The organism is Candidatus Cloacimonadota bacterium, assembly GCA_020532355.1.
GTDB lineage: Bacteria > Cloacimonadota > Cloacimonadia > Cloacimonadales > Cloacimonadaceae > UBA5456.
In genome coordinates this window covers 28278-43758 of record JAJBBD010000138.1, presented here as the reverse complement: position 1 = coordinate 43758, position 15481 = coordinate 28278, and the positions used below count along the sequence as shown (strand labels likewise).

The following is a 15481-nucleotide window of genomic DNA, read 5'->3' as shown; positions in this document are numbered from 1 at the left end:
TTATCCTTTTGCTTGCAAGAATATTGAGAATGCTTCATAGCATGGTAACATAGTTGAACAACTATGAAAATATTAGTTCAAAAATCAATCTCACAGTAGTACTTTTTCTCAGTTTGCAGTTTTTCAGACACTTTATCGATATTATTTGATATCAAGATGAATCCTATAAATTATAATAGCCAAAAGTGCTCGTCCATGCTCGACAGGCTCGTAGAATTCCATTGACATAAACAGCCAATTCGAAAGCGTGGAAAAAATACTATTTTACCAAGCGGTAAAAAGGAGCACAAATGCCGTATATTTCTAATACTGATAGAGATAGACGGGAGATGTTTGCCAAAATCGGAGTGAATAATTTTGACGAACTTATCCATGCTATTCCTGCCAAATTCCGCATAAAGGGCGGCTTAAAACTGGATAGAGCTCTCTCCGAAATGGAGATCAGCGAAAAGATCAAGGGGCAGACCTGTAAGAATCTCTGCGCTCAATCTGCCAATTCTTTCTTGGGCGCTGGAGTGTATGATCACTTTATTCCCGCTGCGGTAGATACTATCGTATCGCGCCCGGAGTTCTTTACGGCCTATACCCCCTATCAAGCTGAAGTTAGCCAAGGTACGTTGCAATTTATCTATGAATATCAGACCATGATTTGCGAGCTTACCGGCATGGAAATTGCCAATGCGTCGATGTATGACGGTGCCAGCGCAATTGCAGAGGCTATTCTGATGGCTGTGCGCAAAAATAAACTGGAAAAAGCTCTATTGCCCTCCACATTGAATCCGGAATTTGTAAAAGTTATAGAATCCTATACTCAAGGCGCAGGAGTGGAACTTGTTACTATTCCAGCAAAAGACGGCTTAACAGATTTGGCAGCATTGCAGCGGATGCTTGATGAAAGCGTTGGATCTGTAGTGGTGCAAAGCCCAAATTACTTTGGTAATATAGAAGATACATCTGAAATCTCTGAAATGGTTCACACTCAGGAAAATTGCCTGTTGATTGCCGCAGTAGACCCAATTTCGTTGGCGATTCTTAATGCACCATCAGAGTATCAAGCGGATATAGTGGTTGGCGAAGGGCAGGCTTTGGGCAATAGCATGTATATGGGTGGACCGCTGTTTGGTTTCTTTGCCACAAAGCTGGAAATGAACCGTCAAATGCCGGGTCGTATAGTTGGTGGAACTTTAGATAAAGATGGTAACAAAGCCTATGTGCTTACTCTGCAAGCCCGTGAACAGCATATCCGCAGAGCAAAAGCAACCTCAAACATTTGCTCCAATCAATCGCTATGTACTCTAGCTGCAACCGTCTATATGAGCCTGATGGGGCGTGAAGGCTTGCGGGAAGTAGCTATTCAAAGCACACAAAAAGCTCACTATTTGGCAGAAGAGCTTTGCAAGATAAATGGAATAGAACTAAAATATCCTGCTGCTAGTTTCTTCAAAGAGTTTGTGATAACAAGCCCTAAACCAGCTAAAGTTATCATTGAAAAGATGCTTCTTCACGGCATATACGCTGGTGTGGAGGTAGGAACAAACGAATTGATGATGGCAGTTACGGAAAAGAAGAGCAAAGCTGCAATTGATGATTTTGTAAAAGCGATGCAGGAGGTGTGCCATGCCTAAGACGATTTTTGAATATACATCTGTTGGTCGCAGAGGTGTAACTTTGCCTCCTCGCGAGATCGATACTCCGTTAGACAAAATCATTCCTGTCAAATTTCATCGGGAGAAAGCGGCTCGTATGCCGGAACTGAGTGAACTGGACGTGATGCGTCATTACATTAAGCTTTCGCAGCAGAACCACTTCATCGAAAAAGGATTGTACCCTTTGGGTAGCTGTACGATGAAATATAACCCTAAGATTCATGAATTACTGGCAAGACACAGTTGTTTTGCCAATATTCATCCCTATCAGCATGAAAGCACACTGCAAGGGGCATTGGAACTTCTTTATGAGCTTCAGCAAGATCTTGCTGAGATATCCGGTATGGCAAAAGTGACCTTGCAACCAGTAGCTGGAGCACAGGGCGAATTTACTGGCATCAAGATCATCGATGCCTATCATAAGGCCAAAGGAAATACGAATAAAACAAAGATAATCATTCCAGATAGTGCGCATGGCACAAATCCTGCTACTTGTCACTTAGTGGGGTATGATGTGATAGAGCTAAAATCTAATGCCGCAGGGCGTTGTGATATCGCTCGTCTGCGTGAATTGGTGGATGAAAACACGGCCGGATTTATGCTTACAAATCCCAATACTCTGGGTTTGTTCGAAACTCAGATTGAAGAGATCGCGGAAATTATGCACAGCGTTGATGCCCTGATCTATATGGATGGGGCTAATCTAAATGCGCTTTTGGGCATCGTTCAACCCGGAAAGATCGGTTTTGACATCATGCACTTCAACCTGCATAAAACCTTTTCCACCCCTCATGGCGGTGGCGGACCCGGAGCTGGTCCTGTGGGGGTTGTAGAAAAACTGATTCCCTATTTGCCCGTTCCCACCATCAGCAAAGATGATGCCGGTTACCATCTGGATTATGCACATAAAAGCACATCAATCGGGAAAGTGCACACTTTCTACGGAAACTTTGCGGTATTGGTGCGCGCCTATATATATATAAAGATGCTGGGAGCAGAAGGATTGCGCAGAGTAAGCGAAAACGCCATTATTAACGCCAATTATTTAATGGCTATGCTCAAAGATTATTATCACATACAGCATCAGGAATATTGTATGCACGAATTTGTTGCAGATGGAAGCAAACAGAAGAAAGAGAAAGGGGTAAGTACCTTGGATATTGCCAAGCGTTTGTTGGATAAGGGATTTCATGCTCCAACAGTGTATTTTCCTCTAATCATACCAGAGGCAATGATGATTGAGCCCACCGAAACTGAAAGCTTGGAATCACTAAATGCATTTGCTCAGGCGATGATAGAAATAGCGCAGGAAGCGGAGCAAAATCCGGAATTACTACATGAGGCACCAATTACCACACCGGTTAGGAGAGTGGATGACGTACGTGCCGTAAAAGAACTAGATCCAATCTTTAAGATTGGGGAATAATATTTTACAGGAGAATTAATGAAAAGACTTAGCATATTAATACTCGCACTTTTAAGCATTGCAGCTATATATGCACAGAATGCCAAGCTTGGGTACGTAAATACCGATCAAATTCTGTTCGATAGCAATGAAGCGGCTGAGATTGCCAGATTATTCCAGCTCGACAGACAAAACTGGAGCAATCAGATTCGCTCTTTGGATGAAGAGATCAAACAGATGGAACGTGATTTCGAGATACGCCGTCTATCTATTAGTGAAGCCAGTAAACGAGAGCTACAGGGTCAGATAGATAGCAAAAAAGAAGAAGCTGGAAGACTTTTGGAAGAATACTTTGGTGAAAATGGCAGAGCTGAACAGCGCTACCGTGAACTCATCGAGCCTCTTACAAAAAAGATTCATGATATTATCACCAAAATTGCCGAAGACGAAAAGTATACCATGATCTTGGATGTAAGCATGGGCGTTGTGCTGTATGCGTCACCTGCAATCGATCTAACCGATCAGGTGTTGCAGGAACTGAATAAGGATACTATTCCTCCCAGTGAAAGCACGGAAGAACCGAAAGCTGGAACAGAGCCACCCAAAGATCCTTTTGCAGACAAGAATATGGAAGGGTTCGGGGGCTTTACGGACGACTTCAACTCAGATTATAAGCCGGAAGAAAAACAACCCTGATTATGAAACTGTTTAAACACGCCTTAGCAATCGATGAAATTGTTGCCGTTACTGGGGGCGAAGGACACTCAAAGCAAACACTCAAACTGGATAATGTTTGCGAAGTAAGCGAAGCAAATGCGCGATCGGTTGTTTTCTGCGAGCAAGATAGGTTGGTGGAAACACTTAGACAATCCCAAGCAGGACTAATCCTTACCAATGATGCTTTTGCTGCACATTTTGAAAACCGCAATGTTATTGTTTGTGAAAAACCGTACTTTAGCTTCATGAAGCTTGTTTCTTATTGGCTTAGTCTCGATGCAGGAGAAGTAGAGTATCGCATTCATCCTACTGCCATTATCGATCCAGAAGCCAGATTCGAGGGTGAAGTAGCCATTGGTGCCTATAGCGTGATTGAAGCTTGTACTACTTTGGGCAAGGGTGTACGCATTGGGTCTGGTTGTAACATCGGCAAAAAAGTATCTATTGGAGCAGGGAGTATCATTCACAATCAAGTTTGCATATATGATGATACGGTGCTTGGCAAGAACTGTGAGATTCACAGTGGAGTTGTTTTGGGTGCTGATGGATTTGGATATTTGGTACTTGACGGTCGCCAAACCAAGATTCCTCAAGTTGGGAATGTGGTAGTCCATGATGATGTGGAGATTGGTGCCAATAGTACTGTAGACCGTGCAACTTTGGGCTCAACAGTTATTGGGAAAGGCACGAAGATAGACAATCTGGTTCAAGTAGGGCACAATTGCGTGATTGGTGAAAACAGCGTACTTTGTGCGCAAGTTGGTTTAGCCGGCAGTACAATTGTGGGAGATTATGTTTATCTTGCCGGGCAGGTTGGAGCCGCAGGGCATATCACAATAGGCTCAAGGGCAATGGTTGGAGCTCAAAGTGGTATTGCCGGAAATGTTCCCGCGGGGGCCAGACTATTTGGTACACCCGCTGGGGATGCAAATCAGATGAAGCGTGTGTTTGTGGCACAAAAACACCTTCCAGACATGCTTCGAGACTATCAAAAAAGACTCAAGGAAAGAGATCAATGACAGAGTACAAACACACTATAGGTTCTGAGGTATCTTACACCGGAATTGGTTTACATAGCGGAGAAATATCCACCATAAGATTCAAACCCGCCGGTAGTGATGATGGCATTGTATTCATAAGGGTAGATTTGCCAGATAAACCAGAAATTCCAGCGGACATAGATCATGTTGTAGATATATCCAGAGGAACCACTATAGGTGTGAACGGCGCAACGGTTGGCACAATAGAACACGTATTATCTGCGATTAAAGGTTTGAATCTGGATAACATCCGCATAGAAATTGATGGCCCCGAAGCTCCTGTTGCTGATGGCAGCCCCATCGTTTTTTTTAACTTGCTAAAGCAAGCGGGAAAGATTCAGCAAGACAGCGAGAGAATATATTTTGAAATAGAGGGTCCCATTAGTTTCTCGGCCCCTAAAGAGAATGTGGATGTGGTGATAGTGCCCTCTAATGAACTTAAAGTTACTTTTATGATAGACTACAAGCATCCCTATTTGGGCACTCAATACACATGGTTACCCAATATTGATGTTTACGAGAAGGAATTTGCTGGTGCCCGCACTTTTTGTTTTATCAAAGAGATATTACAGCTAAAAGAAATGGGGCTTATAAAAGGCGGTTCCTTAGAGAATGCGCTGGTAATAGCAGAACCTGGTATTAGCGATGAAGAGCTTAAACATTTACAAGACGTTTTTGGTTATCATGAAAAAGTAACAGTATCTTCAGAAGGTATTCTAAACAGCCATCCATTACGTTATTACAACGAATTTGTCCGTCATAAAGTATGTGATCTTTTAGGCGACATCATGCTATTAGGAGTGCCAATTAAAGGGCACATCCTAGCTGCGCGCAGCGGGCATAAGACCAATGTGGAATTGGTAAAAAAACTGCGTCAAATTCAGAAGAAGCAAGAACTGCAAAAGATCTATCAGAAAACCAAAAGCAAAGAAGTAGTATTCGACATCAACGCCATTATGCGCATCATACCGCATCGCTACCCCTTCCTTTTAGTAGATAAAATACTGGAATTTGTTCCCGGTGAAAGCATCGTTGGGATGAAAAACGTTACGATCAATGAACCGTTCTTTCAGGGACATTTTCCCGGTCATCCCATAATGCCGGGAGTGCTGATTATCGAAGGCATGGCACAAGCCGGAGGCATCATGTTGCTCAATCAATTGGATAATCCTCAGGATTATGTGGCATATTTTGCCTCTATAGACAATGTGAAATTCCGGAAGCCAGTGATGCCAGGGGATACTTTGCGCTACGAGTTAACGGTTATTTCATTAAAACGTTCCTTAGCTAAGATGCACGGAGATACCTATGTGAACGGCGAGAAGGTGGCCGAGGGAGATTTTATGGCGATGATAACCAAGAGGAGTATATGAGTAAGATTCATCCCACTGCGATAATAAAGAAAGGCGCAGTTATAGGCGCTAATTGTGAGATAGGCCCATATTGTGTGATAGGTGAAAACGTTGTTTTAGGAGAGAATAATATTCTGCACAACAACGTGATTTTAGATGGACATACAAGCATTGGAAATGGCAATAAAATATTCTCTTATGCGGTACTGGGTACAGATCCGCAAGATCTGAAGTTTTCTGGTGAACCAACCAGCTTAAGAATTGGTGATAACAACACTTTTCGTGAGTTTGTTACCATAAATCGCAGTAATCAAATGGAAGAAGATACTGTGCTGGGTAGCAATAACTTATTGATGGAATATGTACATGTTGCACATAATTGTCAGATCGGAAGTAGCTGCATAATTGCTAATGTGGTGCAGCTTGCCGGTCATGTTCACATTCACGATTTTGCCACGATTGGTGGTGTTACAGCCGTGCATCAATTTGTGCACATAGGAACGCATGCCTTTGTGGGAGGGGCATCAGCGGTTAAAAAAGATATTGTACCGTTTTCACGCGGGCAGGGCAATCCTTATCTTACTGTAGGATTAAACAGCGTGGGACTAATGCGAAAGGGTTTTTCAAATGAAACAATAGCCGGCATTAAAGCCATCTATAATCTCTTTTACCGTAGCAAACTAAATACTACGCAAGCGCTTGCTGAAACTGAAAAGATAGAACTGGATGAGTATCAGAAGGTCTTTGTAGATTTTGTAAGGAATGCAGAACGAGGCATATCCAACTAATTTTGTAACTAATTAAAGCTTATAATCCGGTGAAAACCGGGTTTTTTTTTAAAGGCGCAATTAATAAAATGAGGGCAAATCCTTGGGGATGAGCCCTCAAACATTTAAGCGAGCACAAGCCAATATCTATTTTAAATACAAAACTTTCCGATTATAAGTATCCGGTCCACTATGAAAGCGTAACAGATATATCCCTTGCGCCACTTTACTACCTCGATCATCCTCACCGTTCCATGTTAAGGAAGACACAGCGGCAGTTTGTTTGAAGGATTTAACTATCTGTCCCTTAAGATTATACACTGTGCACGCATCAATGTGTTTGTCTTTAGTTTGCAGATGAACAGAATCTTTGAAGGGGTTGGGATAAACTGATATTTCCGGAACAGGTGCTACTGGGTCGTCTATGCTAGTAATTGTAGAATTCTGATACAATTTGTTTTGTGCTGGTATGCCTGCATCTGTGCCGCTGTTTCCAAGCGCAAGATCCGCTTTATCATCAAAATTGAGGTCAATGATTGCCGCATCAATAGTAAAATCGACATTTCCAGGCAGGGCTTCTGCCATGTTGGCGAAAGTGCCATCCTGATTGTTAACCAAAAATATATCCTCCGCTTCTTCTCCTAATAATACACAAGGAAGGAATATATCCGGATATCCGTCTTGAGTAAAATCATCTATTAGAATATTATTATGATGATACTGGATATTGGGTATTGCATCTACAACTTCAACAAATAGACTATCAATAAGCTCAAAGATCCCGATGGAATTGCTTCCAGTTTCTTCTATTATAGAGAAGTTCAATAACAGGTCTTGAACTCCATCATTATTATAATCGATTGGATAGTAGTGCATTAAAAATCGGTTAAGATTAGATAGGGGATTTATTGGGGGAAGATCAAAAAATCCCGCTCCATCGTTCAACAATACCAAGTCTTCTCCATTATGAAGGATGTTATTTTGACTGTCATTTACAACGCTGTTTGTCATTATTATATCCAGATGAGAATCCTGATTTAAATCCAATATAGAAATAAAATCCGTCGACATGATGTCCGATTCTGAGAATGGCAAGCGTTCTGCACTCTGATCTATAAAATACTCACCGTCAATGTTGATCCATAGATGTAGTTTCAATAAACCATCATCAATTACCAGATATGCAATGTCATCAAAGCTATCTTGATTAAAATCACCAATTACTGCATCCAGTGCGTTAACTGGTGGCAACACGCTCTGATTGGCATAAGTAAAATGACCTGTGCCATCATTTATTAATAGCACATTTGTAGTACTGCGATCATTGTAACTTTCATCTATCAACAAAATATCTTTATGCCCATCATTTTGGACATCAAGAACTTGAACAGTAAAGCCTTGTGCAGAAATATCGGGTAAACGGCTTGCAGATTCTTCAACAAATCCCTCCTCTGGATGACGAATATAGAGTTTTGACGCTCCTGTTAACTGATCTGGGCTAAGTGCGCAATATTCAAAAATATCGTCCCTACCGTCTCCATTAAAATCGGCTACAGCTATGGCATTAGTATTGGTTTCTAGTAGCGGGTAAACCTGAGATGTTACATCTTGCCATGCAAATGCGTCGCTATTTTTCGGAAAGTTAGTGTAAGAGTAAGGCATAATTTCTTTTATGATATATCTTCCAATTGGGAAATCTGATAACATTCTTGATGTTTGGGCATTAGGTATATTTGCCCAAGTTCCAGAACTCGTATTTGCGGGGAGCTGAGCGTTGCCAACATATCTTCCCCGAATGTCGTAGACCTCAAAAGATTTTGCTCCAAGCGAGCAGTTAAGGAAGCACAGAACAAAGCAAATCAATAAGTATCCAAATTTCATCATAACTCCTAAGATTGGGATAATCAATAAAATTTTTACTAAGACCAATAGCTAACAAATAATCTGGTATTGATTTGTCAATTGAAATGTTGAGCTGCCCTCAATGGACTAGCTCACAATCAAGCTTGGTTAAGGCGGCCATGATCCTGTATTTGGGGAGTATCACGGGATGAAGCTACGATAATTATGGTTTGAAAGTTTGGGTAAGAAATTGCAGTTTGCTCAGTTTTTGCTCTTTTAAAGTGTGTGTGGATTACCGTAGTGGCATATTGAGCCGAAACTGGATTATTTTTTGAGTGTTGGGATTTTGCTTTGTATACTGTGAATTAAAAAAGGTGCAAAGAAGTGATAAAAGCATTTTGTAACAATGTCTTCGATCCTTGCTACAAGAGAATCTTGCTAGCTCAAAGGCGATATAGCAACTAAATCTGCAAATATGGGAGCCTTTTTTTAAGAAAAAAAAGTTTTAGTGAAAGTGCAATATCATTATTAACTTAAGGAAACTTGACAAAAATGAGCCGGATAAATAGTGTGATATTAATCTGAACAAATGGAGTCATAATGGAAGTAATGCTGTCTGCTCTTACGAATTTTCAACTTACGCAGTTGATTATGATAATCGTAGGTATCGTATTGATATGGCTTGCGATAAGCAAAAAATACGAGCCGGCGCTACTATTACCGATAGGTTTTGGCACAATCTTAACGAATATTCCAATGTCGGCAGCAATTGGCGAACATGGTCCTTTAACTGTGTTATTCAAAGCAGGCATCGATACAGAATTGTTTCCTCTTTTAATCTTCATTGCAATTGGGGCGATGATAGACTTTAGTCCGCTCTTAAAAAATCCATTTATGTTGCTGTTTGGCGCAGCAGCTCAATTTGGAATATTTGTTACCATTGTAGTAGCCGCAGCGTGGGGTTTCGATATCAAAGAAGCTGCTTCAATAGGGATAATCGGTGCGGCAGATGGCCCAACTTCTATTTATGTAGCCAATCGTTTTGCTCCAAATCTATTAGGTCCAATATCCGTAGCAGCATATTCGTATATGGCTTTGGTGCCAATTATCCAGCCTCCTGTAATTAGGGCTTTAACAACCAAGAAAGAGCGTCAGATAAGAATGGACTACCATAGCGGAGATGTATCAAGAACAGTTAAGATACTTTTTCCCATCGCCATTACTATCGTTGCCGGAGTGTTTGTTCCGGCTTCTTTGGCGTTGATTGGCTTTTTGATGTTCGGCAATCTTCTGCGCGAATGTAAAGTATTGGAAAGTCTCTCCAAATCCGCACAGAACGAACTGGGGAATATAGTTACAATTTTGTTGGGAATAACTATTGCCAGCAAGATGCAGGGAGAATACTTCTTGCGCCCACAAACCCTATTCATCTTGGTATTGGGTTTGGTAGCCTTTATCTTCGATACTGCCGGGGGCGTGCTATTTGCCAAATTGCTAAACCTGATTCGTAAAGACAAAGTGAATCCAATGATTGGAGCTTGCGGTATTTCAGCATTTCCGATGAGTGCCAGAGTGATTCATCAGATGGGTCAGAAAGAAGATCCATTTAACTTTTTGCTGATGCCAGCGGTAAGTGTTAATGTGGGGGGACAAATCAGTAGTGTCATTGCCGGCGGAATAATCCTTTCGTTATTGGCTTAGGAGTTTTAAAATGAACAGTGAGTTAAGTGAGCTTTTAAAGCTGGCGCAGAAAGCGGCAGAACAAGCCTATGTGCCTTATTCTGGGTATAAAGTTGGGAGTGCAATAAAATGTACTGATGGGAGCATTTATACTGGGTGCAACATAGAGAACGCTTCTTATTCGCTAACCATTTGTGCAGAACGTACTGCCATCTTCAAAGCGGTTAGTGAGGGTCATAAAGAATTTACTGCGATTGCGATATATGTTGATAGCAATAAGCTTTTTCCGCCTTGTGGGGCATGTAGGCAGGTAATAAGCGAATTTGCCCCGAGTATTCCGGTGGTGTATGCTAACCGGAACGAAACAGTGGAAAGCACTATGAAACTACTATTGCCGGGAGCTTTTAGGTTGTGATTGTAAGAGATCTATTGCAACAATGTCGAATATGTCCCCGAGAATGTGGGGTAAATCGTTATTCTGCAGTAGGTTTCTGTAATGTTAAGGCAGAGCTAAGAGTAAATTTGACGCAATTGCATTTTGGTGAAGAACCTCCCATCTCAGGCACACAAGGTAGCGGTACGGTATTCTTTGCTTATTGCAACCTGCTTTGTGAGTATTGCCAGAATAGTGTTATAAGCTTTGAGGGGAATGGCACAAACATAAGCGAAGAGGCATTAGTAGAAATGTTTTTCGAGCTGGAAGCTGCAGGGGCGCACAATATCAATCTGGTAACGCCTACTCACTACAGTTTGCAGCTTATTGGCGTGATCCGTAAAGCGAAAAATCTAGGTTTGCAAATACCGGTTTTGTGGAATAGTAGCGCTTATGAGAAGATTGAGACCTTAAAAACATTAGATGGTTTGATAGATATCTATTTGCCAGATTACAAGTACTATCACAGCTTGTATGCCAAGAAGTATTCTCATGCAGCAAATTACCCAGAAATTGCTTTTGGAGCCATACGGGAAATGCATCGCCAGAAAGGAAAGTTACAGTTAGATGCAGATGGCATTGCCCAAAGCGGTGTTTTGATACGCCTATTGGTTTTGCCACATGGATTGGCAGGCGCCAAGCAGAGTTTGCTAAAGATATTCGACGAGTTTGGTCCAGAAATGGCATTAAGTATTATGGCGCAGTATTATCCGGCCGGGAATGCGCATCACTATCCTGAGCTAAATCGTGGAATTTATGCTCAAGAGTATCAGGAAGTATTGGCTGTGGCAACAGATCTGGGTTTTAGCAATGTATATATTCAGCAGCTATCCTGTTCGGATTTATGGACGCCTAAGTTTAGAGTAAATAAAGAACTTAAACTACCGAGATATGCGGCGAGAAATTAGATTATGAAGAAAATATATGTAATATTACTGATCCTGATATGTGCAAACATAGCCTGGAGTTTGCGAGTTCAGATTGCTGGCGAGAGTGGGAGGGAGAATATCCCAGAAACCGAAATTAAGGGGGTTAAGTATCTGGCAATCAAAGATGTGAGCCCTATATTCCGCTGCATCCAAAAGCAGGAACGCTCCGATCAACGGCTATATCTGCACATATATGGAGAAACATTTATCTTTTTGGAAGGTAGCGCATATTATAGCTACAAAATAGACTCTTACAATATGCAGTATCCGCTTAAACGGATATCCGGAGACTATTATTTGCCGCTTGAGTTTTTTACCGCTCACCTACCTATGCATTTTCCCAACGACAATCAGTTTCAAGATTCCGTATTGCGTATTAAAAAACCGGTGGATCATAGCGTTCAAGTAATCGTGCTGGATCCTGGTCATGGTGGGAAAGACCCTGGTGCGGTGGGTAAAAAGATGAAAGTAAAAGAGAAAGATGTAAATTTGTCTGTGGCACTAAAGCTTAAACAGATGTTGGAACAAGAGTTGGGCGTAAGAGTATTGATGACCAGACAGGATGACCGTTTTGTTTCTTTGGGCGATCGCACTCGTTTTGCCAACGAAAATAATGCGGATCTGTTTGTTAGCATACACGCTAATGCTTCCAAGAACCCTGCATCAAAGGGCACTGAGACATATTATCTGGCAACGGCTATGACCTCTGATGCCAGAGCAGTGGAAGCGCTTGAAAACCAGGTAGTTGAACTTTATGAGGGTGGTGCATCTGCTCGCAGCAAATATGACGATTTGGATTTCATATTGAGCGATTTGAGTCAGACGGAGCATTTGGAAAGCAGTAATGAGTTGGCGGGTAATGTTCAGCAAAACCTTATTGCCGGTACCCAAGCTTACGATAGAGGAGTAAAACAGGCAAACTTTTATGTGTTAAGAGGAGCATTTATGCCATCGATCCTGATAGAATTGGGGTTTTTATCCAATCAGGATGAAGAACGGCTTTTAATAAATGAAGAGTACCAAATAAGACTTGCACGTACTATATTTGAAGGAATAAAACGCTTTAAATTCCATTATGATAGGATTCGCAATACATGAATTGTACACAAGCACAATCTGAAAAAGCAAAAACCGTAAGCTCCAAACCAGTTCAACCCGATGCCAATACCTATGCCAAGAATGCTTTTATAGCCAATGTGAGCCACGAGATACGCACTCCGATGAATGCGATCATGGGTTTTGCGCAGATGCTGAAAACTACAGATCTAAACCCTAAACAAGCAGATTATGTGGATGTGATTTTAGATAGCGGCAAAAAGCTGTTGATTCTAATTGGAAACTTATTGGATCTATCTAACCTGCAAATGGGGAAAACAAATTTACATCCTGTGGATTGTGATTTGGATAAACTGCTTAAACAGATTTGGGAGCATTATCATCCGTTGATACTTGCCAAAAAACTAAAACCAATTTTCGAATGTGGTGATATGCCTATCGTTATAGTGGATTCGGAAAAACTGGAGCGGGTGTTGAGCTTTATTATATCTAATGCGGTTAAATTTACTGCAAGCGGATCTGTGACACTACGAGTGCAATTAAGAAGCACCAATACCGGAGATCAATGGCTGGATATTGAGGTTGAAGATACTGGATGCGGAATTGAGGCAGAAAGGCTAAAAATTATATTTGAAGCATTCGAACAAGCTGATAACAGTATTACGAGGGCGTATCCTGGCTTGGGATTGGGACTTGGTATTTCCAGTAAGATTGTAGAATTGCTAGGCGGCGAAATAAGCGCAAGCTCGCAGTTGGGGGTTGGTAGCTGCTTCCATCTAAAAATACCTGTGGAATTGCATTAATGCCTCTTAGGATAAGATCTGTGGAGCCAAAAAGCCTAGCGGCTGAGGCAGAAATTGCACCAGGTGATACGCTTATCCGAGTAAATGGAGAAGCTATCAGAGATTTTTTGGATTTGGAATTCTATGCTTCGGATTTCAAACTTGATTTGGAACTAGATGATAGGCTGGGAAACTTAAAAGAAATTACAATCTATAGAGAAAACTCAAAACCTTTGGGTATTATTCCAGAAGACTATAGCTTGCGGACTTGTAACAATCACTGCATATTTTGTTTTATCGATCAAATGCCCAGTGGAATGCGGAAAACACTATATACAAAAGACGACGATTTCATATTTTCGTTTGTATATGGAAACTATATAACCCTCTCCAATTTGAGTGAAGAAGATCTTACCAGAATTTGTGATCAGCATATTAGCCCATTATACGTTTCCATACACACTACTAATGTTGAACTAAGGCAAAAAATGATGCGCTCTGCTAAAGCCATTAATCCGATCCAAATCTTACGTAGACTTTCAAAATGTGACATTGCTTTTCATAGCCAAATTGTGTGTGTACCAGGTTACAACGATAAAGATGAGCTTAAAAACAGCATAATGGATCTGATGGACTCTAAACTGAATGTAAAATCTATCGGAGTAGTGCCTGTGGGGCTTACTAAATATCGCCATAAACTGTGTAAACTGGATTCATTTACACCCCAAAATGCAAGAGATACTTTGGCAATCATCGATGAGCTAAGGGCTCTAGAAACGGGCAAACGCATCTTCGCAGCCGATGAATTCTTTGTATTAGCAGATGTATCGATTCCATCGGAGGAATATTATGCGGATTACCCTCAACTGGAGAATGGAATTGGTATGTTGAGATTGGGAGAACGGAATTTTCATCTATATAAGCGCTCTTTCTTAAGGGAATTGAGGAAAACAGATAATGACTATCACTTCTTGTGTTCAACAAGTGCGCAAAAACTAATTCAGCGATTGGTGAAAGTGATGTCAAATAGGCTAAGAGATCGAAAAATCAGCCTGCAAGTGATTCGTAACGAATTCTTTGGCGGACAGGTTTCGGTGGCAGGACTCATCACTGCGCAGGATATACTATCCCAAGTGCAAGCCTCAAAGCATAGCTGTATAGTGGTACCCTCTTGCATTTTTAATCATGAAGGATATACTTTAGATAATATGAGTCTTGAGGAATTGAAGCATAATTTAAGACGAGATATTCTGGTTGTTGATCCTCTCTGGGAAGATTGGCAGCTCTATAGTGAAGATTTTACTTGAATGATTTTAACCCTAATATATCTTGACTCACTATAGACCAATTTTGATTAAAGGAGCTATAAATGCGAACAATACAAGGAAATCTGGTTTCCAAAGGCTATCGCTTTAGCATAGTTGTAAGCCGTTTTAACGAGGCTATAAGCGGAAAGTTGTTGGAAGGGGCTTTAGACTGTTTACGCCGCAGCGAAGTGCAGGAAGAGGATATAACGGTTATATGGGTACCGGGAGCATTTGAGATCCCAGTTGTGGCACAAAAAGCCGCTCAAAAAAATGATATAGATGCAGTAATATGTCTAGGATCGGTGATTCGGGGTAGTACTCCTCATTTTGAATATGTTTCGGCAGAAGTAAGCAAGGGAATAGCTCAGGTTGCTTTATCTACATCTAAGCCGGTTATTTTTGGGGTTTTAACCACAGATAGCGTAGATCAAGCAATTGAAAGAGCGGGATCTAAGGCCGGAAACAAAGGTTTTACCGCTGCACTAAACGCTGTAGAGATGGTGAACTTGATGCAGGAGTTGTAAC

General features: G+C 41.3%; 14 protein-coding genes. 13 read left to right on the top strand and 1 reads right to left on the bottom strand.

The features are described 5' to 3' along the window. Window positions 1–290 precede the first annotated feature (290 nt). From gcvPA to lpxA, 6 genes are read left to right on the top strand one after another with little or no spacing between them, the layout of a single operon-like run. Window positions 291–1625, top strand: a complete 1335-nt coding sequence (gene gcvPA, locus LHW48_05120; GenBank protein ID MCB5259844.1) for an aminomethyl-transferring glycine dehydrogenase subunit GcvPA — start codon at window positions 291–293, stop codon at window positions 1623–1625. Beyond that, entirely contained in the window at window positions 1618–3072 is a 1455-nt protein-coding gene (gene gcvPB / locus LHW48_05115) for an aminomethyl-transferring glycine dehydrogenase subunit GcvPB (protein ID MCB5259843.1), read from the top strand. Before gcvPA ends, gcvPB begins: the two co-directional genes overlap by 8 nt. 18 nt (window positions 3073–3090) lie before the next feature. Continuing rightward, window positions 3091–3747, top strand: coding sequence for an OmpH family outer membrane protein (locus tag LHW48_05110; protein MCB5259842.1), 657 nt, complete (start codon window positions 3091–3093; stop codon window positions 3745–3747). Between the two features lie 2 nt (window positions 3748–3749). Next, window positions 3750–4787, top strand: coding sequence for a UDP-3-O-(3-hydroxymyristoyl)glucosamine N-acyltransferase (gene lpxD / locus LHW48_05105; protein ID MCB5259841.1), 1038 nt, complete (start codon window positions 3750–3752; stop codon window positions 4785–4787). Beyond that, window positions 4784–6181, top strand: coding sequence for a bifunctional UDP-3-O-[3-hydroxymyristoyl] N-acetylglucosamine deacetylase/3-hydroxyacyl-ACP dehydratase (locus tag LHW48_05100; protein MCB5259840.1), 1398 nt, complete (start codon window positions 4784–4786; stop codon window positions 6179–6181). Before lpxD ends, LHW48_05100 begins: the two co-directional genes overlap by 4 nt. After that, a complete protein-coding gene (lpxA, locus tag LHW48_05095) occupies window positions 6178–6948 on the top strand; it encodes an acyl-ACP--UDP-N-acetylglucosamine O-acyltransferase (protein MCB5259839.1) in 771 nt (256 codons plus the stop codon). The genes LHW48_05100 and lpxA overlap by 4 nt, the downstream gene beginning before the upstream one ends. A 126-nt stretch (window positions 6949–7074) precedes the next feature. Here the strand turns inward: lpxA and LHW48_05090 are convergent, their stop codons facing one another. After that, window positions 7075–8811 carry a T9SS type A sorting domain-containing protein gene (locus tag LHW48_05090; protein ID MCB5259838.1) on the bottom strand — a complete coding sequence of 579 codons (1737 nt, stop codon included), beginning with the start codon at window positions 8809–8811 and terminating at the stop codon, window positions 7075–7077. 558 nt (window positions 8812–9369) lie between these two features. Between LHW48_05090 and LHW48_05085 the strand changes: the two genes are divergently transcribed. From LHW48_05085 to ribE, 7 genes are all read left to right on the top strand, one after another. Continuing rightward, complete coding sequence (locus LHW48_05085) at window positions 9370–10470, top strand: sodium ion-translocating decarboxylase subunit beta (GenBank protein ID MCB5259837.1); 1101 nt, start codon at window positions 9370–9372, stop codon at window positions 10468–10470. A gap of 10 nt (window positions 10471–10480) precedes the next feature. Then, the gene (locus LHW48_05080) at window positions 10481–10864 is read left to right on the top strand and encodes a cytidine deaminase (protein MCB5259836.1); all 384 of its coding nucleotides are present in this window, start codon (window positions 10481–10483) and stop codon (window positions 10862–10864) included. Beyond that, window positions 10861–11790: a radical SAM protein gene (locus tag LHW48_05075; protein ID MCB5259835.1), complete on the top strand. Its 930-nt coding sequence runs from the start codon at window positions 10861–10863 to the stop codon at window positions 11788–11790. Before LHW48_05080 ends, LHW48_05075 begins: the two co-directional genes overlap by 4 nt. Before the next feature lie 3 nt (window positions 11791–11793). Next, window positions 11794–12909 (top strand): N-acetylmuramoyl-L-alanine amidase, encoded by a 1116-nt coding sequence (locus LHW48_05070; protein MCB5259834.1) that lies wholly within the window; start codon window positions 11794–11796, stop codon window positions 12907–12909. Beyond that, window positions 12906–13670: a hypothetical protein gene (locus LHW48_05065; protein ID MCB5259833.1), complete on the top strand. Its 765-nt coding sequence runs from the start codon at window positions 12906–12908 to the stop codon at window positions 13668–13670. The genes LHW48_05070 and LHW48_05065 overlap by 4 nt, the downstream gene beginning before the upstream one ends. After that, complete coding sequence (locus tag LHW48_05060; protein MCB5259832.1) at window positions 13670–14956, top strand: DUF512 domain-containing protein; 1287 nt, start codon at window positions 13670–13672, stop codon at window positions 14954–14956. Before LHW48_05065 ends, LHW48_05060 begins: the two co-directional genes overlap by 1 nt. A 62-nt stretch (window positions 14957–15018) precedes the next feature. Beyond that, window positions 15019–15480, top strand: a complete 462-nt coding sequence (gene ribE, locus LHW48_05055) for a 6,7-dimethyl-8-ribityllumazine synthase (protein ID MCB5259831.1) — start codon at window positions 15019–15021, stop codon at window positions 15478–15480. Window position 15481 lies beyond the last annotated feature (1 nt).

Bases quoted from the DNA above. Each gene is read 5' to 3' on its own strand.
- gcvPA (MCB5259844.1), top strand. From the start codon at position 291: ATGCCGTATATTTCTAATACTGATAGAGATAGACGGGAGATGTTTGCC.
- gcvPB (MCB5259843.1), top strand. From the start codon at position 1,618: ATGCCTAAGACGATTTTTGAATATACATCTGTTGGTCGCAGAGGTGTA.
- LHW48_05110 (MCB5259842.1), top strand. From the start codon at position 3,091: ATGAAAAGACTTAGCATATTAATACTCGCACTTTTAAGCATTGCAGCT.
- lpxD (MCB5259841.1), top strand. From the start codon at position 3,750: ATGAAACTGTTTAAACACGCCTTAGCAATCGATGAAATTGTTGCCGTT.
- LHW48_05100 (MCB5259840.1), top strand. From the start codon at position 4,784: ATGACAGAGTACAAACACACTATAGGTTCTGAGGTATCTTACACCGGA.
- lpxA (MCB5259839.1), top strand. From the start codon at position 6,178: ATGAGTAAGATTCATCCCACTGCGATAATAAAGAAAGGCGCAGTTATA.
- LHW48_05090 (MCB5259838.1), bottom strand. From the start codon at position 8,811: ATGATGAAATTTGGATACTTATTGATTTGCTTTGTTCTGTGCTTCCTT.
- LHW48_05085 (MCB5259837.1), top strand. From the start codon at position 9,370: ATGGAAGTAATGCTGTCTGCTCTTACGAATTTTCAACTTACGCAGTTG.
- LHW48_05080 (MCB5259836.1), top strand. From the start codon at position 10,481: ATGAACAGTGAGTTAAGTGAGCTTTTAAAGCTGGCGCAGAAAGCGGCA.
- LHW48_05070 (MCB5259834.1), top strand. From the start codon at position 11,794: ATGAAGAAAATATATGTAATATTACTGATCCTGATATGTGCAAACATA.
- LHW48_05065 (MCB5259833.1), top strand. From the start codon at position 12,906: ATGAATTGTACACAAGCACAATCTGAAAAAGCAAAAACCGTAAGCTCC.
- LHW48_05060 (MCB5259832.1), top strand. From the start codon at position 13,670: ATGCCTCTTAGGATAAGATCTGTGGAGCCAAAAAGCCTAGCGGCTGAG.
- ribE (MCB5259831.1), top strand. From the start codon at position 15,019: ATGCGAACAATACAAGGAAATCTGGTTTCCAAAGGCTATCGCTTTAGC.